The organism is Sphingomonas sp. Leaf343 (assembly GCF_001423765.1).
Classification (GTDB): Bacteria; Pseudomonadota; Alphaproteobacteria; order Sphingomonadales; family Sphingomonadaceae; genus Sphingomonas.
In genome coordinates this window covers 21552-41337 of the sequence record NZ_LMPG01000017.1, presented here as the reverse complement: position 1 = coordinate 41337, position 19786 = coordinate 21552, and the positions used below count along the sequence as shown (strand labels likewise).

The 19786-nt window shown below is 59.9% G+C and carries 16 protein-coding genes; 11 read left to right on the top strand and 5 right to left on the bottom strand.

Annotation, left to right across the window (positions count from 1 at the left end):
- Positions 1 to 29: 29 nt before the first annotated feature.
- Positions 30 to 2243, bottom strand: coding sequence for a GumC family protein (locus tag ASG07_RS16520; RefSeq protein WP_236694758.1), 2214 nt, complete (start codon positions 2241 to 2243; stop codon positions 30 to 32).
- A gap of 357 nt (positions 2244 to 2600) precedes the next feature.
- Between ASG07_RS16520 and ASG07_RS17100 the strand changes: the two genes are divergently transcribed.
- The 4 genes from ASG07_RS17100 to ASG07_RS17355 all read left to right on the top strand — a co-directional run bounded on the left by ASG07_RS17100 (position 2601) and on the right by ASG07_RS17355 (position 8296).
- Complete coding sequence (locus tag ASG07_RS17100; RefSeq protein WP_082474915.1) at positions 2601 to 4007, top strand: O-antigen ligase family protein; 1407 nt, start codon at positions 2601 to 2603, stop codon at positions 4005 to 4007.
- 101 nt (positions 4008 to 4108) lie between these two features.
- Positions 4109 to 5281: a hypothetical protein gene (locus ASG07_RS16505; RefSeq protein WP_055849570.1), complete on the top strand. Its 1173-nt coding sequence runs from the start codon at positions 4109 to 4111 to the stop codon at positions 5279 to 5281.
- An 88-nt stretch (positions 5282 to 5369) separates the two neighbouring features.
- The gene (locus tag ASG07_RS16500) at positions 5370 to 7112 is read left to right on the top strand and encodes a tail fiber domain-containing protein (RefSeq protein ID WP_168377378.1); all 1743 of its coding nucleotides are present in this window, start codon (positions 5370 to 5372) and stop codon (positions 7110 to 7112) included.
- 140 nt (positions 7113 to 7252) lie between these two features.
- On the top strand, positions 7253 to 8296 hold the full coding sequence (locus ASG07_RS17355) for a DUF6492 family protein (protein ID WP_156361931.1): 1044 nt from the start codon (positions 7253 to 7255) through the stop codon (positions 8294 to 8296).
- Positions 8297 to 8308: 12 nt separating this feature from the next.
- On the opposite strand, the gene ASG07_RS16495 is transcribed toward ASG07_RS17355, so the two are convergent.
- A protein-coding gene (locus ASG07_RS16495) for an IS630 family transposase (RefSeq protein WP_156361930.1) occupies positions 8309 to 9254 on the bottom strand; the annotation gives its coding sequence in 2 pieces (ribosomal slippage) (positions 8309 to 8918 and positions 8917 to 9254; 948 coding nt in all).
- 258 nt (positions 9255 to 9512) lie between these two features.
- Here ASG07_RS16495 and ASG07_RS17095 point away from each other — a divergent pair.
- Positions 9513 to 10270 (top strand): IS5 family transposase gene (locus tag ASG07_RS17095; protein ID WP_156361929.1). Its coding sequence is split into 2 segments (ribosomal slippage): positions 9513 to 9846 and positions 9846 to 10270, totalling 759 coding nucleotides; the frame shifts between segments, so codons are not numbered across the junction.
- Between the two features lie 452 nt (positions 10271 to 10722).
- On the opposite strand, the gene ASG07_RS16480 is transcribed toward ASG07_RS17095, so the two are convergent.
- Together ASG07_RS16480 and ASG07_RS16475 are read right to left on the bottom strand one after the other, a co-directional pair.
- Positions 10723 to 11349 (bottom strand): sugar transferase, encoded by a 627-nt coding sequence (locus ASG07_RS16480; RefSeq protein ID WP_201781056.1) that lies wholly within the window; start codon positions 11347 to 11349, stop codon positions 10723 to 10725.
- Between the two features lie 319 nt (positions 11350 to 11668).
- Positions 11669 to 12214, bottom strand: a complete 546-nt coding sequence (locus ASG07_RS16475) for a PEPxxWA-CTERM sorting domain-containing protein (RefSeq protein ID WP_156361928.1) — start codon at positions 12212 to 12214, stop codon at positions 11669 to 11671.
- Between the two features lie 363 nt (positions 12215 to 12577).
- Between ASG07_RS16475 and ASG07_RS16470 the strand changes: the two genes are divergently transcribed.
- The 3 genes from ASG07_RS16470 to ASG07_RS16460 are packed head-to-tail and all read left to right on the top strand — an operon-like array spanning position 12578 to position 15231.
- A complete protein-coding gene (locus ASG07_RS16470) occupies positions 12578 to 13159 on the top strand; it encodes a putative colanic acid biosynthesis acetyltransferase (protein WP_055849556.1) in 582 nt (193 codons plus the stop codon).
- A 2-nt stretch (positions 13160 to 13161) separates the two neighbouring features.
- The gene (locus tag ASG07_RS16465; RefSeq protein ID WP_156361927.1) at positions 13162 to 14265 is read left to right on the top strand and encodes a hypothetical protein; all 1104 of its coding nucleotides are present in this window, start codon (positions 13162 to 13164) and stop codon (positions 14263 to 14265) included.
- 15 nt (positions 14266 to 14280) lie between these two features.
- On the top strand, positions 14281 to 15231 hold the full coding sequence (locus tag ASG07_RS16460; RefSeq protein ID WP_082474913.1) for a glycoside hydrolase family 16 protein: 951 nt from the start codon (positions 14281 to 14283) through the stop codon (positions 15229 to 15231).
- 6 nt (positions 15232 to 15237) lie between these two features.
- Here the strand turns inward: ASG07_RS16460 and ASG07_RS16455 are convergent, their stop codons facing one another.
- On the bottom strand, positions 15238 to 16167 hold the full coding sequence (locus ASG07_RS16455; RefSeq protein ID WP_055849547.1) for a glycosyltransferase family 2 protein: 930 nt from the start codon (positions 16165 to 16167) through the stop codon (positions 15238 to 15240).
- A gap of 224 nt (positions 16168 to 16391) precedes the next feature.
- Here ASG07_RS16455 and gmd point away from each other — a divergent pair, with 224 nt between their 5' ends.
- The 3 genes from gmd to ASG07_RS16440 are packed head-to-tail and all read left to right on the top strand — an operon-like array spanning position 16392 to position 19670.
- Positions 16392 to 17462, top strand: a complete 1071-nt coding sequence (gene gmd, locus ASG07_RS16450; protein ID WP_055849545.1) for a GDP-mannose 4,6-dehydratase — start codon at positions 16392 to 16394, stop codon at positions 17460 to 17462.
- Positions 17463 to 17466: 4 nt separating this feature from the next.
- Positions 17467 to 18426 carry a GDP-L-fucose synthase gene (gene fcl / locus ASG07_RS16445; protein ID WP_055849542.1) on the top strand — a complete coding sequence of 320 codons (960 nt, stop codon included), beginning with the start codon at positions 17467 to 17469 and terminating at the stop codon, positions 18424 to 18426.
- A complete protein-coding gene (locus ASG07_RS16440; RefSeq protein WP_055849539.1) occupies positions 18423 to 19670 on the top strand; it encodes a glycosyltransferase in 1248 nt (415 codons plus the stop codon). Before fcl ends, ASG07_RS16440 begins: the two co-directional genes overlap by 4 nt.
- The last annotated feature ends 116 nt before the right edge of the window (positions 19671 to 19786 follow it).

Genomic DNA, 19786 nt, shown 5'->3' with positions numbered 1-19786 from the left:
GGCGCGGTATCCGCGTGACTTCGCAGTGGTCAGGCGTCGCGGTCGTTCGATCCATAACCATAGCTGTAGCCGTAACCATAGCCGTAGCTGGAGAGTCGCGACTGCAGCTTGGTGAGCACGACGCCGAAGACGTGCGCGTGAACCGCCTGAAGCCGCGCCAACGATGTTTTGATACCGCGGATCGGCACGCCATCTGCTTCCACGACAAACACGATGCCCTCGACCGCGCGAGTCAGAAGCGGGGCATCGGCCAGACCCAGTATCGGCGGGGAATCGATCACGATATGATCGAACTGCTCGCTGGCCTGGCGGATCAGAGTGGTGATCCGGTCGCTGCTCAACAGCTCGGCTGCGCTCGGCGGTGTAGGTCCGGACGGCATCAGGGTCACGCCCCGGCTTGGCGTTTCGAGCAGCGTCTCGTGCCAATTGTCGGCGCCTGCCAGATAGTTGCTAAGTCCGGTGACGTTGGGCAATCCCGCAAAGCTATGCATCGAGGGTGAGCGCATGTCAGCGTCTAGCAGCAGGACTCTCTTGCCCGTACGGCCCAAGACCATCGCCAGCGCGAAGCTGGTCGTACTCTTGCCTTCGGACGCCCGCGTGCTCGTGACCATCAGCGCGCGCGGAATGCCATGATCTGTCGAAAAGGCCAGATTCGAGCGGATGCTAAGATAGGCCTCGGACAATGCTGACTTGGTATCCTGAAGCTCGGTCAGCGTATCGCTGCCCTCCGAGGTGGGCACGCTGCCGAGCAACGGCACCTGCAGAATTCGACCGACCTGAGTTGGATCGCGCAGCCCTTCGTCGATCTGGTTGAGCGCGAAGGTTGCGATCGCAGCAAGGCCAAGCCCGGCGACCAGTGCCAGCGCCAGATTGATGAGGAAGTTAGGCGACGAGGGGCTGTCAGGGACGCGGGCCGGGTCGACGATGGCGATATTGTTCGCACCGACACCGGCAACGCCAATCTCCTTGTAGCGTTGGAGTAGACCGTCATAGAGCTGCCGATTGGTGTCAGCCTCGCGCTGGTAGATATTGTACTGGATGCTATCCTGCTGCTGGCGGCTGAGGCCGGATTTCAGCTGTTCGACCCGCCGCCGCAATGCGTTCTCGCGAAGCACGGCAGATTGATAGTCCGACGAACGACTATTCAGGACGCGGCTTTCCTCGCGCGCGATACCGGCATCAACCGTACGCAGCTGTTGAGCCAATTCCTTGGCGCTGGGATAATCCGGTTCGAACCTGACCATCAACTTGGCATATTCGGCAGCAATCTCGGTGCGCTTCTGCCGCAAGTCATTAATGGTGGGATTGCTCAGCGCATCGGCATTGGCTCCCCCGCTTTGCTGATGCGCGCGGCTTTCCGCGGCGATCCGTTCGGCCGTCGCCGTCGCCAGTGCGGCGTTCAGCGCTTCCAGATCGCTGGAAACCAGCGTGCGGTCGACCTGGGTGCGGCCATCGGCATCCTTGGTCCGGCCCAACGCCACGATGCCCTTCTGAGCGGCGTAATTGACCAGATCGCGCTCCGACGTCTCAAGCTTGACCCGCAGATCGGCAAGGCGACCTTCCAAAAACTGGCGGGCATCGGTTGTGGAGGCGAATCGGCGGTCGATACTTTGGGCGACGAATTGCTGCGTCCAGCTATTGGCGATCTGGGCCGAGATTGTCGGTGAGCCGCTGACGTAGCGAATATCGACCAGCGAGGATCCGCGAACCGGCGATACAGCGATGTGATCGAGCAAAAGATCGACCGCCATCTTTTCGCGTCGCGCAGTTTCCGCGGCACCTGATTTTTGCGCGGCACCGCTAGTGAACAGACTGCCCGACAGGTCGACACCGTGTGCGGCAAAGAATTCTTCGTTCGTGCTCAGGCGCAGTGTTCGTGCGACCCGCTCCGCCAGCGATCGCGCTTGCAACAGTGAGTATTGCGTCTGGTAGAATTCCAGATCGCGATCGGAAATGGGGGAATCTACTCCCTCCACGTTGGTGAATTTTTTCTGCTCGCGGCTGATCTCGATGCGCGAGGTTGCAGAATATTGGGGTGATGTGAGCAAGGTAACGATCAGGCCGACCGTAAAAGCCGCCGCGATGATGCCAAGGATGATCCACTTCCACCGCAGGACGATCTGCCAATATTGCAGCAATGGTGGAGGCGCGAGCACCATTGGTTCGCCATGCTGCCGCCCGTTCTCGACAGGCCTGTCGACCCATCCAGGCGATGTCAATTGCAGCATATCGTCCTTGTCCACGGCAGAGTGTCTGATCGGTTTCTAAGCGTCACCGACGCGCCCCGGGCGTTTCGGTGACCTGGAGGCCGGGGCACGGCTAGCCGAAATCGCGGGTCAGTGCCACCCCTTGGGCCGGCGGCCAGACTGCAGCCGCCCAGACTGCAGCCGCAATGCCAGACGGCTTATGGCGAGGCAGGGGATATGCGGGGCGACCGCTCCCGCAGACAGGCGTCCGCTTGTCAAACCAGCACGTCCAGACTAGCCCTCTGGATCGTACCGGTTGCGATGGCGGTTCCTGCCGATGGACATCCGGCATTCCCGGTCCGTCTCCTGGGCCTGTCCGCCTCCTGGTGACGTTCGCGCTGATGGAAAAGCTAGATGCCCGCCCCTCGTCGATCCGTTGGTAAACCCCACCCGCTGTTCTGGATCACCGTCGCTTTCCTGGCGCTGGTGACCGTCACCGGTGGTTCGTCGCGCGTCGATGTGACAGGCCTGCTGGTGCTTAGGCCGGCGGCAATGCTGGTATGTGCCTTAGCCTTTCTTACGCTGCGTCGCGATCAGCTGATCGGCCGCACATGGCTTTTCGTTGGTTTCGCGACGATGGTCGCGCTGATTCTTATGCACCTGATCCCGTTGCCGCCCGGGGTGTGGCAAGCCTTGCCGGGACGCGGGGAGATCGCGCGCAGCGACGCGCTGAGCCGCTTGGCGGGACAGTGGCGACCGCTTACGCTCACACCAATCAATGCGTTGCAGAGTCTGGTCAGTTTAGCTGTCCCGCTCGCCGTCCTCCTGCTGGCTAGTCAACTTGATCGTACCGACCTTTTCAGGCTGGTGTCGGTAGTCATTGTGATCGGTGCCGCATCGGGTCTGTTCGGACTGTTGCAGGCGATCGGCAGCCAAAGCCGCCTTCTCGATCCTTATGGCGTTGGCGCCGACGGCGGAGTGGGTGGCTTGTTCGCCAATCGCAATCACGCCGCTTTGTTGCTCGCCATCCTGTTCCCGATGCTTGCGGCCTGGGTCCGGACGGGAAGCGGTAATCCGGCGCAATATAAACTGCGGCTATGGGGGGCGCTGGCGTTGGCCGCGGTCCTGTGTCCCCTTGTTCTCGTAACCGGCTCCAGATCAGGGTTATTGCTGTCGTTGGTCGGCGTGGCGGGCGCGGTGCCGATCATCGCTTATGGTGTAGCCGCCGGGTCAATGCTGCTGCGTGCACGCCGCCGCACGTTGTTGATCGCCGGCGCGACGATCGCCGGCTTGCTGGTGCTCGGCTTCATGACGTTCTACTTCGCGCGAGCCGAGGCGATTGTGCGGTTGTTCGACAAGGCCACGATCCATGATCCGCGCCTCGACAACTGGTCTGTCAGCAAGCAATTGCTATTGAAATATCTACCCTTCGGCGCGGGCGCGGGATCCTTCGTCGAGGTCTATCAGATCATCGAGCCGAGTGCGCAGATCAGCCCGACCTACCGGAACCACGCACATAACGACATCTTGGAAGTGGGCATCACCTTCGGTGTGGTTGGTTTCGGGCTGATCCTGGCGGGTGTTCTAGGATATCTGTGGCGTACCGTGTCGCTGTGGATCGGGACGTCTTCGAGCGACCGGGCCACCACGATCGCGCGGATGGCCAGCATCGCGTTGGCTATGATGGTCATGGCCAGCCTGACGGATTATCCCCTGCGAACACCGATCATGATGTGCGTTTTTGCGTTGTGTTGCCTGTGGCTGGTTGAACCCGGCCGCGTTCGGGCCGACGGCGACGCTGACGACAAGGCCAGGTCGTGAGCAGCCGTCGGCGAGACAGCGCCACGAGCGCCCGCCAGTCGAACCGGAGGCCCGTCGGGCCTTATCGCGCCGCACTGGCGCGGCTTGCGCTACCCCGCATATTGCTGGTCGCCGCGCTGGGGGTGATCGCGGCGGGGCTGTCGCTGGCGTTGACGGCATCGACGCTGGTGCGACGTGGAAACCCGGAATTGGCCGCTCGCATGATGCCGATCGACAGCCTGGCTGTGGGCGGCTGGGCGGAACGCCTGCTGATGCAGAAGCCGCTAAATCCCACCCCTGAAACCGGTGAGTTGGCCCGTTCGGCGCTTCGGTTGCAGGCGCTCAATCCAACAGCGCTGCGGGTCCTTGGCTTTGTCGCAGCCGCGCGTGGGGACGAGCGGACCGGCCGCGCTCTGATCCTTCAGGCACAGCACCAGTCGCGGCGCGACGCACCTTCGCAATTCTGGCTGATCGAGGATGCGGTCCAGCGCGGCGATATCCGCACGGCACTGGTCCATTACGACATCGTTCTTCGTAACAAGCCGTCCAGCCACAATGTGTTGTTCCCGATTTTGCTCAACACGCTGAGCGATCCGGCCATCCGTGAGGCCCTGGGCCATTATATCGGCACCGACGAGATCTGGGCTCCGCAATTTGCGTCGTATGCGCTCGCCAATAGTAAGGACCTGAGGTCGCTGGTAGCGCTGACCGTGGAGTCGGGCGGGCTTAAAAATCGGCAAATGGCGCACGAACAGGCTGTGGGACTGATCGCGCGACTGGTGGCGGAAAACCGGTTCGCCGATGCTCGCCGGATATACCTGACGATGCCTGGTGCCACGCCTCTGCGGCTTGTCGATCCGGGATTTGACAAAGCGGACATGGACACACGCTATGGGGCGATAGGGTGGCAGACCAAGGCGCAGGCGGATGCATCGTCCGGCCTAGTCTTGGATGACGCGGGCAAGCCGTCACTACTCCTGTCGGCGAACGCCCTGACGACCACCAACATCGCTACTAAACTGCTCTATCTCACGCCAGGGAGATACCATATCGGCATCGTTCTCTCGAAGTTCGAGGGAGGCGATGGAGCGGCGGTGGGGGCCCAGATCCGATGCCCGGCACAGCCGGGCGATCAGCCGGTGTGGTCGCAACGCGTAAGCGCCCGCATGATCTCAGGCGATTTCGTGTTGCCTGCCGGTTGCGATGCCCAGTATCTCGACATCGTCGTGTCGGGCGGATCCAGCGGCAGCATGCTGGATGCCGTCATACGGTCGGTCGCCATCCGACCGGAATAGACGCGCGGCAGCCGTTCGACGCAGCAACCGGGGTCGCAAAGGGTTGGCCAGCTTGTTAAAGTAGCGCCCATCCCCGATAGTGAACGACGTGCACAGTAATATCGACAGGCGCGCCACGCTTGGCGTGATGCTCGGCGGCTTGGCTGCCGGCGTCCCTTCCGCCCGGCAGGTTCAATCCGACACTTCCGTTTCCGACGGTCCACCTGGGTCCGACCGTTCCGCCATGATCCAGAGCGCAGTCGATGAGGTAAAAAAAAGCCTCCAAGCGGGTGGAGTGACACTGCCGACCGGCAGGATAACAAGTCGGGTGCCGATAGTCCTGACCGGCGATTATCATGGCGGCGTCACGCTGCAATCCAACGGGGGCGAGATCGTCGGTGGTAACGCGCCCGTCTTCAAGCTGGGCGATCTGGCCGATCCTGGACCCGAGCATCGGTTGAACGCCCGGATCAGGGGGATAAATCTCACCGGTCCGGGAAAGGAAGGCACCGATTCCGCCGCCGTTGCTATCGAAAACACCGCGGACGTGTTCTTGGCAGACGGGATATACCGACAATTTCGATATGCCGTCCGCTCGACCGGTGGCTTGTTATGGGACGCCTACAATTTGACGCTGCGCGATAGCGGCTATGGATTATATGCTACCGAAACGCCCGATTTTGCGCCGAACAGTATCAACCTGTATTCTACGCGCATCGTAAAATGCGATACTGCCATATACACCAGCAATAATCCGAACGGCGTCTTCAGTTTTTGGGGCGGCGAGATCGAAGGAAACAACGAACGCGGCCATGATAGGGATAGCAAGAAAGTCGTGGAACATGAGAATGCCGGCTCAACAAACTATATCGGCGCGCATTTCGAAAGCAATTCCGGGCAGTATAACCTTTACTTTAATGGCGCCGATCAGACCAAGAGCTTAATGATGCTGGGCTGTCAGGTCATTGCCGGTGCTAGGGAGCAGGTGCATGTCGAGCGCGGTCGGGGCAGCTTCATCGCATCACGGATCACGTCCGGTGGCAAGGCTGGAATCGTGTTCGGCGTGCAGGCGTCGGGTACGGTGATTGATTGCGAAGCGGATATTGGTGGTCCGGGTGTGGGCAATGTCGCAGCACTGCGACACGGGCGACTGGCATTCGGCGCCAATCCCACGTCGGTTGATCCGTTGATTACAGCCACCGCTGCCGCGATGCGCGAAGCGCGAGGGGTCGCTGCCCGGTGGCAGGGCGACACGATCCAACTTCAGTTCTGCGACGAAGCCGGCCGGATCAATGGCCGCCTGCAGACATCGACGAACGATCACGTTCTGCATAACGCGAACACTGGTGGTGGATGGATTGTCGCTGCCGGGGACCACCCGGTGGTCCGGATCGGTCGCGGGGGCGCGCAGGCGATTGAAGGCAGTGCGCCCAACGCGACCTTGTGCGGAACCGCAGCGTTGCCTTGGGCAGGCGGCTATACCCAGACAGCATTTCGGGTGACGTCCGACCGGCGGGTCAAGCGTGATATCCGGCCGATCGATGAACGCGAACGTGCAGTGGCGCGACGTTGCAAGGGGTTGCTGGGCGCGTTCCGCCTGAACTCCGAATACGACCGCGACGGGAACCGGGCGGTACTCCACTATGGCGTTATCGCTCAGGACATCATCGCCGCTTTTGAAGCTGAAGGATTGGACGCGCTGGCGACTAGCATCGTGCGACATACCGTTTGGCCGGCCCAGCCAGGAGATGCTGGCGTCGACGATGAGGCCCGGAGCGACGCTGAGCGAGGGGGCGATCTCTATTCCGTCAATTACGAGCAGCTATACGCATTGCTGATTTCCGCGCTGTAACCCGTCGATTCTGAACACCACAAAGTGCGCTTGCCTAATTATATCTGATAATGTCCTTTATCAGGTGTAATAACTATATTACATACCTGTTCAAGGACGTTCGTGTTTGGCTGATTGGCGATGATGGCGTTTCGATGTAGATGTGCGATTCCATTAAGGTTGAATATAATAAAGCGATTAAAGGGTCTGCTATGCATCAGTATGCATTTGTCACGATAGTGTTCGGGGCTGAACTAGAATTACTTCTTCTTCAAGCCCGCTCAATGTCGTTATATTTAAATCCAACAATTGTTAGTGAAATAGTAGTAATAAATAACGATTCTAGACCACTAGGGCAGAGCCAAATAAGTAAGATCAAGGAGGAATATGGTCCACTAAAGTCATTAGTGCGCTTCTATCAAGCTAAAGAAATTTGTAATGTACCTCTGACCAAGGGTTGGCGTAGTCAGCAGGTTCAGAAATTTGCTGTAGCAAATTATATTAAGTCTGATCGTTATGTCGTTCTTGATGCAAAAACCCATCTTATTAATAATCTAGATATAAGATTTCTAGAAGATGAAAGTGGCCGCCCAACCGTTAATGTATATAGCTACATTGATCATCCTCTTTATGATGTTCTAAATTACGTGCTAAAGTACTTAGGCGTAAATCCAGAAGAGCATGCATTGCAATTTACGGCGACGGTAACGCCCTTTATTTTTGACACAAATTTGGTTCGCGACATGATGATAGATATAGAGCAAAAATCAGGGAGGAGCTTTCCGGACGAATTTGTTGTACAAGAACTCACAGAATTCTTCTTATATTCAGGCTGGCTTTTGTCAAAGGGCATTAAGCTGGAGGACTTCTTCCATTTCCATCAACGATTTTGTCAAATTGTATGGGGCCATCTTTTTTCGGTGGATGATTGTAAATTTGCAATTCGGGTAGCTTCTGATGGTGCGGAACCATTTTTCTCTGTACATAGAAAGGCTATTGCAAGATTTGATTTGCCACAGCATGTTCTGATTAGTAAATTCTGGTTCGATCAAAAGCTATTTGCAAGTCATAATGAAGCACTCGAATTCATAACAAGCTTTCAAAAGAAGCTGAACAAATACCAGAAATTCGACAGAATTAGATCGCTTCCGGCCCAGATGATAACGGTGCTAAGGCGTATGACCGTAAAAAAAATACAGCGTTAGAGCAGTTTTCGATCAGTCTGCATCATACCCGCAGGCGGCGAAGTAGTTGGCGCATTCCTGTGGCGAGTAGAGGTCGAGGATGCGGCCGATGGCGTTCCACAGGCCATGGATGGTCCGTTCGGCAGCTTTGCGCAGATGCGCCTTCAGCTTCGGGAATGCCTGCTCGATCGGGTTGAAGTCGGGGCTGTACGGCGGGAGGAACAGGAGCGTTGCGCCTCTGCTCTCGATGGCGGCGCGCACGGCGGGTGTCTTATGGCTCGACAGGTTATCCATGATGACGATGTCACCGCGTTCCAGTTCGGGTACGAGAACACGGGTCACATAGGTGAGGAACGCATCGGCGTTCATCGGCCCGTCGAGCACCCAGGGTGCGACCATGCCGGTGCGGCGCAGGCCGGCTGTAAAGGTGGTGGTCTTCCAGTGCCCGAAGGGAATGCCGGCGCGCATTCGCTGGCCGCGTCGGCATCGCCCATGGCCACGGGCCATGTTGGTGGATGCCCAGGTTTCGTCGATGACGATCAGCGTGTCGGGATCCAGATCGAGCTGACCCTCGAACCACGCCTCGCGGTGCTTCAGGACGTCGGGGCGGCCCTGCTCCGTCGCGTGGCCGGTCTTTTTTGCGCGTGATCCCGTGCCGGGCAAAGAAACGCCACAGCGTGGCGATGCTGACGCTTACGCCGCGCCCAGCCAGCATCTCCCGCAACTCCGCCAGTGTCGAGTCCGGCTGCCGTTCGATCGCAGCCAGGATGAAGGCTGCATGATCCTCGATCTTTGCTGTCCGGCGATCACCACCTCTGACCTTGCCTGCTGGCGTGCCATGCGCGAGCACCAGTTGCCGCCAGCGGATCACGCTCGCCGCGCTGACACCGAACCACTCCGCCGCCTGTCGGCACGATAGCCCGCCTTCAACAGCAGCAACGACACGATCCCGCAGATCACGCGATAAAGCTCGACCCATTCATGCCAGCCTCCTTCGCCAGCACGGATCATGAATCAGAAAACCCTCGCCGCGTGAATCCCTGATGATTCAGTTCACCTGAAAACCGCTCTAGCGGACCCGCTCGGAGCATGCATAATCTCTATATCTTCTTCATAGAAATGATGCGGTTGCCGAAGACAAACAAGCGGTACATATAAACACGAGATTCGTATCTAGGGTCAGGACCCATTGATGTGAGAGGCGCGATCTGATTCAGGCTCCGTGAGGAGAGCGTGGATGAGCGACCTGTACTGGCTGACGGATGAGCAGATGGCGCGCCTGCGGCCGTACTTCCCCAGGAGCCATGGCAAGCCGCGGGTCGATGACCGGCGGGTGCTGAGTGGCATCGTCTTCGTCAATCGCAACGGACTGCGCTGGTGTGATGCACCGAGCGCGTATGGTCCGCACAAGACGCTGTACAACCGGTGGAAGCGCTGGGGTGAACGGGGCGTTTTCCTCCGTGTGATGGAGGGTCTCGCGGCAGCGGAGGCCGTGCCGAAGACAGTCATGATCGACGCGACCTACCTGAAGGCACACCGCACGGCATCGAGCCTGCGGGTTAAAAAGGGGATCTCGGCCGCCTGATCGGCCGCACCAAAGGCGGCATGAACACCAAACTGCACGCCGTCAGGGATGCGGATGGGCGGCCCCTGAGTTTCTTCATGACCGCCGGGCAGGTCAGCGACTACACTGGCGCGGCAGCCCTCCTCGACGACCTTCCGAAGGCGCAGTGGCTGCTCGGCGACCGTGGCTATGATGCCGACTGGTTCAGGGATGCCCTGGAAGCCAAAGGCATCCAGCCCTGCATCCCAGGTCGGAAATCGCGTAACGAGCCGGTCAGATACGACAAGCGTCGCTACCGGTGCCGCAGCCGCATCGAGATCATGTTCGGCCGTCTGAAGGATTGGCGCCGCGTCGCCACTCGCTACGACCGCTGCCCAACCGTCTTCTTCTCTGCCGTCGCGCTCGCGGCCACCGTCATCTTCTGGTTATGACCAAAGAGTCTTGAGCCTAGGACGACCCATCAGGTGATAGGGATCTCGATAAATTGCGGATGCGGTGGCGAAATTCCGCTCTTTTTTCGTCGAATTAGATATTTGCCCCTTCAACATCCGCATTACCACAAGCGACGGAGCCTCTCGATCTTGAGAGCAAAAGGGCGTTGCACACGGCTTCCTTCTATGGGAACATGCCGGCTCTATAGTCGTTAAAAACGACAGGAGAGGATAAAATGTCACACATTGCCTATCTGCAGCCTGACATCGTTCGCGGTCGCACGACCGGTGGTTTCCATGTGGTCCACCTGCAGTCCGAGCAAAATAATGAAATAACGCGTTCGAACCGATCGCTTGCATTTGGTGTGATGACGAGCGTTTTAGGCAGCGTCGCTTTATGGGGCCTGCTTGTCACTCTGATATTATAGGGCAGTGTGCTCCCAGTCGTCAGGCTAATATGCTCCGCTCAGAAGCAAGACGCTGGGGATGGTCATCGACAAGATCTTCAGATTCAACTTGAAGGATTTTGATCGAACGTAGATCACGTCGAGCGCGACCCTGCGGCGGTAGGATGTCGCACTCCGACCGCTGATCTGCCACAACCCGGTTAAGCCTGGCTGAACCCGGCAATAATCTTGAAAGTAACGACCATAACGTACAATTTCGGCCTCGACGATCGGTCGAGGTCCGACCAAGGTCATGTCGCCGCGCAGAACATTCCATAGCTGCGGCAATTCGTCGATACTGCTCTTGCGTAATATCCGCCCGATGCTCGTAACTCGCGGATCGTCTTTCAGTTTATGATCTCGCTCCCATTCGGCGCGCGCGGTTGGATTATTCAGGAGTAGCGCCGCCAGACGCTTGTCGGCATCCAGAGCCATGGACCGAAATTTCAAGCAGAAGAAGGTGTTGCCACCCCAGCCCAAGCGGCGTTGCTTGAAAATCACCGGTCCCGGGTCGGCAATGAAGACCGCCGCGGAAACCAGAAGAAGCAGGGGAAAAAGAAAAACGAGCATTGCTGCAGACACAACGATGTCGAGCAGGCGGATCATGCGCAACTCAACCTGCTGGATCGCCATAGGAGGCTGGATAGCTGGAACAGGTCGATTGATGGACGTGGCCTCGAACATGATCGAACCTTCGTTTATGCTGTCGCTGAAGCACTCTTCAACGACAGCATATTAAACTTCCGCTACCAGCAGCCCGGGCGCTGCGCCAATCAAAATTTTGACGTTGCGAACCATGCCGCATCCCGCCGTACTTGTGAACGGCTGGTGCGCCCCGACTCGCTATATCGCCCTTCTTTGTCGTTCAATGGAGGATTGCCAGCCGGTTGGCACCCTCACCCGGGCAGAGCCATCTTTCGGCATCATAAGCCTGGAGATGGCTCCAACCCTGTTACGCAGCGGTATAGGCAGCCGTTCCCTGCGCCGTGCGGCGACGAAGGGTGCCACCGATGACGCCGAAGCCACCGATCATCAGTGCCCAGCTTGCGGGTTCCGGCACGGCGCTGGCGAAGGTTATGTTTCCGCTCACGTAGCCGGTCGAGCGGGCGAAGGTCGTCAGGACCAGCGGCAACGTCCTGCCCGTCGAAAGCGAAACTTCGTCACCGCCAGAGTAGGTCGTGCTGAACCTGCCGCTCGGGAACGACGTGATATCGACGTTGATGCCATTGAAAGTCGCAGCAGTGATCTGCACGCCCGACAAACGCGACAACGTGCTGGTGAAGCTCACCGAGCCGGTTCCGGCGACCGGGAAGATCAGGTTGAAGGTTGTCGAGCTGGTGCCAACGGCTACTAGCGCGCTGAAGTCGGCGCCATAGACGCCGGGCGACAGCTGGGCCACGTTGACGGCGATCGGCGTCGCCGCCTGAGCCGGTGCCGTGAGCGCCACGGCGGCCAGACCCGTCATAGTCATCGTGGCAATCTTGAGAAAATTATTCATACAGACCCCTTATGTTTTGCGACGTCCAGCGCAGCTCGCTTGACGAACCACAGGGAACAAAGACCGATACGCGCCTCGTCATTGCAATGATTACCAAAATCTTGGTGCGGTGCAATGCACGTTGAGCGCCCAAGCCCATCGCTTTCCGAAGCCGTTTTGCTATCTGCTTGAAAACAAAGGATTTCGCTTTCGGCGCTAGCGGCAATCGGCGCTACCTGTAGCGAATCGATACATTAACGGTAGCGCTGAGCTATGGGGTGGTCCCGGGAGGTCGGCGCGTGAGCCGGATCCGGAGACATATGGCCGCCTTTTGTCCTCGACATGGGCTGGTAGATTTCATCAACAGGGATAATTGCTTAGCCCATGCGATCCGATAACGATACAGCTCCCGTAGTACAGGATCTCTCGCGGTACCGGGTTCCAGCCGGTTTCCGTGGAAAGTCGGCGGTATTCGTCCAGCTCTGGTGGCTCGTGCAGGCGACCCTGTTTTCCCTGTCGCCACAGTTCATGTATGGATGGCGTAACTTCCTGCTCCGGCTGTTCGGATGCCGGCTGGGCGAGGATGTCATCATCCGCCAGTCGGTCAGAATCACCTATCCGTGGAAAGTCACCATTGGTGCACGGGCTCAGATCGGCGATCACGTCGAACTATATTCATTGGGGCCAATCACCATCGGTCACGATGTCGTAATTTCTCAACGGAGTTACATTTGTACCGGGTCTCACGATCACCGTTCGCCGGCGTTCGACATTTATGCGCAGCCGATCGTGATCCAGGACCAAGCTTGGCTGGCCGCGGATTGTTTTGTTTATCCGGGCGTTACCGTCGGGCAAGGCGCGGTGGTCGCGGCGCGATCGACGGTAATCGATGACGTCGAGCCCTATTCGATCTACGCCGGTAGTCCGGCGACGCGACGCGGGCCCAGAACGATGCGTGAGGTGTGACGGTGACGGATTTCCAGCAGAAGCGCCTCCGTTGCCTTGCCATTCTCCCCGCTCCGGCGACGGATGCGCATGGGGGAGACGAGATCGTCTATCGCCGCAGCCTGGCGTATCTCGAGCGAACGATGGATGTGGAGACGTGTCATATCCGGTCGGTAGGCAAACTCCGCCGCATGGCCGGGATACTGGGTGGCAACCCGCCCGAGGCGACACGTTATATCAGCCGGGGGAATCGTCGGCTGGTGGCGGAACGGCTGGCGGCCGGCGGGGTGGATGTGGTCATCCTGTGCAACGAGGTCACCTTTCCCATGCTGCCGTCGGTGAAGCGTGCGGGCGTACCCGTCGTGCTGTCAGCGCATAATGTTCATTCGATCGTCGCTGCGACCGATCCCTCGCGTCTGGCGCGTATGTTACGACCCTGTGCCGTCGCGTTCGAGCGACGCTGGTACGCCGATCCCTATGCTACTCTGGTGCTGATTTCCCAAGGGGATCGTATCGGGCTGGAGGCAGCCGGAATACGACGCCAGCCGGTCTGGATTTCACCGCCGGGGGTACCGCCCGTCGTCGATCTGCCGGCCCATGCCACGCTGCTTCGGGAGGCGGTCATAACCGGATCCTATGGATGGTGGCGAAAGCGTCGTGATCTTACGGATTTCTGCCAACCGCCTGGTCTTGGCGTGCCGATTTTCGCATCCGACGACAATGCCCTGGCGATCCTGGGAGATGAGGCGGAAGATCTTCGGACGCAGCCCGACTTTTCCTGGTCGGCGGGTGTGCGTTATGGACTGATTACCGATGCCTTTCTTGGTGGGTTCAAGCTTAAATCGTTGGAGTACGTCGCAAAAAACTGTATTCTGTTATCGCGTAGCGACATCGCGCTGGAGTTTGCGGGACTTCCTCACGCGGAGGAGTTTGTCCGGATCACGCCCACCAAAGCGGACATGATAGCGACGATCCGTGAGATCTCGGCTCAACCCGAGGCCGCCACTATCGAGCGTTTTCGGCTGTTCAAACAAGCCTGTGTTGAGCGTTATGACTGGGACCGGTGTCTTGCGCCCTTTGCCGATGCAGTTCGCGCTGCCGCGGAATCGTTGCCAGCGCATCGCTAAGGAAAGTCGACCCGCATGCAACGTCCGCTACGTCTCCTCGTCGCCGCGGGCGCGCTGCCCCTGGCGTGTTCTGGTACGGACCCCCAAACCCTCGACCCAGGCTTGCTGGGCAAGAAGAGCTACGAGCAGACGTTCGCGCGTGACGCTTCGCCCGACCGTTTCGGCCATGTCTACAAGGGGCTGGCGACATGGGGGTATTTCGGGGCGGAGCCGGAAATGCGCCGGACGGGCCGGTTTGGGAGCCAGCAGCAGCGGGCTACGAGCCGCACCTGGCCGGGAATCAATGACATGTACGTCGATCACAGCTATTGTCCGGGTGCGCGGACGCCGTTGGTTCGGGACGGGGCCTTGCATATCGTTGCCTACCGCTTTTCCGCCGCTGATCGGGCCAGTTGCGGGCAAGGTCGTCAATGGGCTTCGGCTTTTGTCAGTAGCCAACCCTCTTTTGCTCAGACGTTCGGCTATTTCGAAATCGATGCGACCATTCCATGTGATCCCGGTCGCTGGCCGGCTTTCTGGCTTCTGCCGGTCAAGAAAACGCCTGAGAATGGCGGGCGCCTGGCAGAGATCGACGTGTTCGAACATTATGGCGGCGCCATTACTCTCACCAGCCAGGGTCGTCCTGTGGAGATCAATCGCCGGGGGCAACCTTTTGCGACGCTCCATGCCGGCGTTACGGGTAACGAGCAGCGCTGGACCAATGCGGACAAGCTGCCGAAGCTGACGGAGGCGGAGCGCGATGCCTTCTGCAAAGCGCCCCATACCTATGGCGTCCTGTGGAGGCCCGACGAATTCCGCTTCTACATCGATCGACGGGAAACGCTGCGCACACCCAACCCGGGCGTGACCGACCCGCATTACTGGGTGCTCAACCTCGATATCTCTCCGCGAGCTGGTAATCCCGATCTGAAGCCCGAACCATCATCCTATATCATCCGCTCGGTGAGGGCATGGACTCTAAAGTAATGAATCCTACCGGCACGCCTTGTTGTCGGGCGCTCCGTCCCGACGATATTCCTGGTAGTGGCGATGACGATGCGCGGCGATCCGGCCGCGCAGCTTGTCGAATTCGAGAAGCCACGCCAGCATCCGGTCGCTCTTCTCGCGACTGACGAACGGATAGACGGGCAGGCGCGCGACGATCGCCAATGTTCGTGCCCAGGGGCTTATATCGTTATCGACGGCAGCTTCCTGTTCCCACCGCACGGCGGCATTGCCCTGACGATAGCGACGCTGGCGCAGCCATTTTATGCCGGCGCGTGAATCCGGGATTTCTTCATGGAGCCTGGCATCCTCGGCCCATGCCATCGGTACGCCGGCATTGAACAGCTTGCGGAAAAACACCGTGTCGCCGCCACCCGTGATGCCGAATTCCGCATCGAAGGGTTCGGCACCCAGAATAGCTACTGCATCCATTTCGATCAGGAAATTGCAGGTGCAGAATACGAACGGCTTGCCATTCAGAAATTCGCGTTCGACCGACCAGAAGCGCGCATTTCGGTCAAGCGAGGCATTTGCCGCGGAAAATACGGGCGTGACCGGCCCGCCTACGATCTTGGCTCCGGTACGGTCGCGTTCGCGCAGCAGCGCCTCTACCCAGTCCGGCGCGGGCCATTCGTCGTCATCCAGCATCGCCAGCGTCGTCGCGCCTGCTGCACGGGCCGTACGAAAGGCCGCATTGCGCGCGGCCGAGATGCCCGGCTCCTTCTCGACGACATAAAGGACGTCGTGTGGGACGCGTTGGCGGAAATCGTCGATCAGGGCCGGAACGCCCGGATCGTTGCCGTCATTGTCGACGACGATAAATGCGGCTTCGCCAGTCAGCCGCAGATCTACAAAGGCGTTCAGCAGTCGTGCCAGCCCATCGGGCCGTTTATACGTGCATACCGCGACCGCGATCATGTAGGCTCCTCCGAATTGGCGCCTCACTATCGTGCGGTGTGCGACAAGTCGATGATGCAATATCCCGGGGCATTCGGGCACCGATCGTCGTCACGGCCGGCCGGGGTCTGCTTGCTTCTTCTTGGTAATGATGGGAAAGGCGCTGCTGCGGGTGCGAAGGCGCTGATTAGGTGGGTGCACGCCCAGAGCCTGAGCCTGCACAGGCGATTCAAGGAACGACGGACATGGCCGAAGGCGCTAAGGTTGCTCTCATCACCGGCGTGACCGGTCAGGACGGGGCATATCTGGCGGAGTTGCTGCTGGCGAAGGGGTATGTGGTTCACGGTGTGAAGCGCCGTTCGTCGTCGTTCAACACGGGCCGTATCGAGGGGATTTACCAGGACCCCCATGTCGAGGGCGCGCGCTTTCACCTGCATTACGGCGATCTCACGGATTCGACGAACCTGATCCGCCTGGTGCAGCAGACGCAGCCGGACGAGATCTACAACCTAGCCGCGCAGAGCCATGTCGCGGTCAGCTTCGAGACGCCGGAATACACCGCCAATGCCGACGGCATCGGGACGTTGCGCCTGCTGGAGGCGATCCGGATTCTCGGCCGGGAGAAGGTGACGCGTTTCTATCAGGCGTCGACGTCGGAGCTGTACGGCCTCGTGCAGGAAGTGCCGCAGAAGGAGACGACGCCCTTCTATCCGCGTTCGCCCTATGGCGCCGCCAAGATGTACGCCTACTGGATCGTCGTGAACTACCGCGAGGCGTATGGGATGCACGCCTCGAACGGGATCCTGTTCAACCATGAGAGCCCGCTGCGCGGCGAGACGTTCGTGACCCGCAAGATCACGCGGGCGGCCGCCGCCATCAAGCTGGAGCGGCAGGACAAGCTGTGGCTGGGCAATCTGGATGCCAAGCGCGACTGGGGTCATGCGCGCGAATATGTCCGTGGCATGTGGCTGATGCTGCAGCAGGACGAGCCGGACGATTACGTGCTGGCGACGGGCGAGACGACGCCGGTGCGCACCTTCGTCGAATGGGCGTTCGAGGATGTCGGGATCGCATTGCGCTGGGAGGGCGAAGGCGTCGACGAGAAGGGGTATTGCACCCGGACGGGCAAGTGCCTGGTCGAGATCGACCCGCGCTATTTCCGTCCGACCGAGGTCGACCTGCTGATCGGGGATGCGACGAAGGCGAAGACTAGGCTGGGCTGGGTTCATGAGACCCCGGTGCGTGAGCTGGCGCGCGAGATGGTGCAGGCCGATCTCGAGCTGATGCGCGACGCACCGATCGCCAAGGGGGTGTAAGGCGATGATCGGTCGATCCTATGATCTTGCCGGCAAACGCGTGTTCGTCGCCGGCCATCGCGGCATGGTCGGCTCCGCGATCGTGCGCCGGCTGGCCTCCGAGGATTGCACCGTCGTCACCGCGACCCGCGGCGAACTCGACCTGATGGATCAGCGCGGCGTTCGGGACTGGTTCGCACGCGAAAGGCCGGATGCCGTGTTCCTGGCCGCGGCCAAGGTCGGAGGCATCCTCGCCAATGACAGCTATCCGGCCGATTTCCTTTACGACAACCTCATGATCGAGGCCAACGTCATCGAGGCGGCGCATCGCAGCGATGTCGGCAAGCTGATGTTCCTGGGATCGTCGTGCATCTATCCCAAGTTCGCGGACCAGCCGATCGAGGAATCGTCGCTTCTGACGGGTTCGCTGGAGCCGACCAACGAATGGTATGCGATCGCCAAGATCGCCGGTATCAAGCTGGCGCAGGCCTATCGCCGCCAGCACGGCCGCGACTTCATCTCTGCGATGCCGACCAACCTTTACGGTCCCGGCGACAATTTCGATCTGAAAAGCAGCCATGTGCTGCCGGCCATCATCCGCAAGGCGCATCAGGCGAAACGGGATGGCGCGGAGACGATCGAGATCTGGGGCACGGGCACGCCGCGTCGTGAATTCCTGCATGTCGACGATCTTGCGGATGCGTGCGTCTTCCTGATGAAGACGTATTCGGACGACGGACACGTCAATGTCGGATCGGGCAGCGACGTGACGATCCTGGAGCTGACCGAAATGGTGGCGCGCGCCGTCGGCTTCGAAGGCGGCATCGTTCGCGACGAGAGCAAGCCCGACGGCACCCTGCGCAAGCTGATGAGCGCAGCCAAGCTCAAGGCGCTGGGCTGGCAGCCGACGATCGCGCTCGCGGACGGCATCGCCGCCACCTATCAATGGTTCGTGGAAAACGAGGTGCGGGCCGCGACATCATGAAGGGTGAACGGATACTGATCCTGACCCGTCATTATGCCCCCGAGCCGACCGGAAGCGCACCGCCGCTCCAGCAGCTGGCAGAGTGGCTGGCGGCCCAGAACCTGCCGACCGAGGTCGTAACGTCCCGGCCCAGCTATCCTGAAACGCGCATTTTTGCCGGCTACGAACATGGCCAGCGGGATCAGGCGGTGGAGAACGGGGTCGCGGTGCGGCGCTATGCCGCGAATCCGCCACGGGGCGCCGGGCTGCTCGGACGGGTGATACCGGAAGCTCGGTTCGCGGCGCAGCTCCTCTTCGCCCGGATTACGGGTCGATTGACGCCGAGCGCGCAGGTGATTTCACTGTGTCCTTCGATTCTCACCGTGGTCGCGGCCTTGGCCTTTCGGCGACGGGGCGGACGTCACGTGGTGGTGGTGCACGACATCCAGTCCGGGCTGGGTGCGGCATTGGGCTCCAGAGCGGTGCGTGCGGTGCTGGGTGTGTTGCGTCGGGTCGAGCGATGGTCGCTCAATCGTGCCGATCACCTGATCGTCCTGTCGCAGGCGATGGCCGACTCTCTGACGGCGCTCGGTATCCACACGCCACTGACGATACTGCCGCCGCAGGTCGATTGCCAAGCCATCCGCCCCCTGCCCCGCCCTCTGAACGCACCTCCGACGCTCATGTACAGCGGCAATCTCGGCCGCAAGCAGGGGTTGGGTCAGCTTCTGGACCTGGCGGCCATCCTCCTGCGCGACGCACCGGAAATCGTGATCGTCGTTCGCGGCGAAGGTGCGATGAAAGCGGATATGATCGCACGGATCGCCCAGGAGAAGCTCGACAATGTCCGCATGATGCCGCTGGTACCGGTCGAGCGGATATCCGAGGCCCTTGCCGAGGGAGATGTCCACCTCGTCCCCCAAATCGCCGACGGAGGCGATTTCGCGGTTCCCAGCAAAGCATTTGCGATCATGGCAGCCGGCCGGCCTTTCGTGACCACCGCCGGGCGTGATTCCTCGATCGCGCGGTTGGCGGAGGACAGCGCCGCCTTTGATCTGGTGCCCCCCTATGATGCGCAGGCGTTCGCCGACGCCGTCATCGCGCTGCTGGGCGACGTCGAGCGCCGGCGCGTGCTGGGAGAGAATGGACGGCGCTATGCCGAGACCCATGCCGATACCGACGTGGTGATGCGTCGTACCCTCCGGATACTGCAAGATAGCCGCGGTTCCGCGAGCATTGATGCTAAACGCATCGAAAACCAATAGTTTAAGGGTCAACGGAACAGACTGGCGCCATATACGCTCGCCAGAGTGCAGGAGCGTTGGCAGCATGTTACCCGTTGATTTTTTTGGAAATCCCGTTCTCACCAGCAGAACCGGAA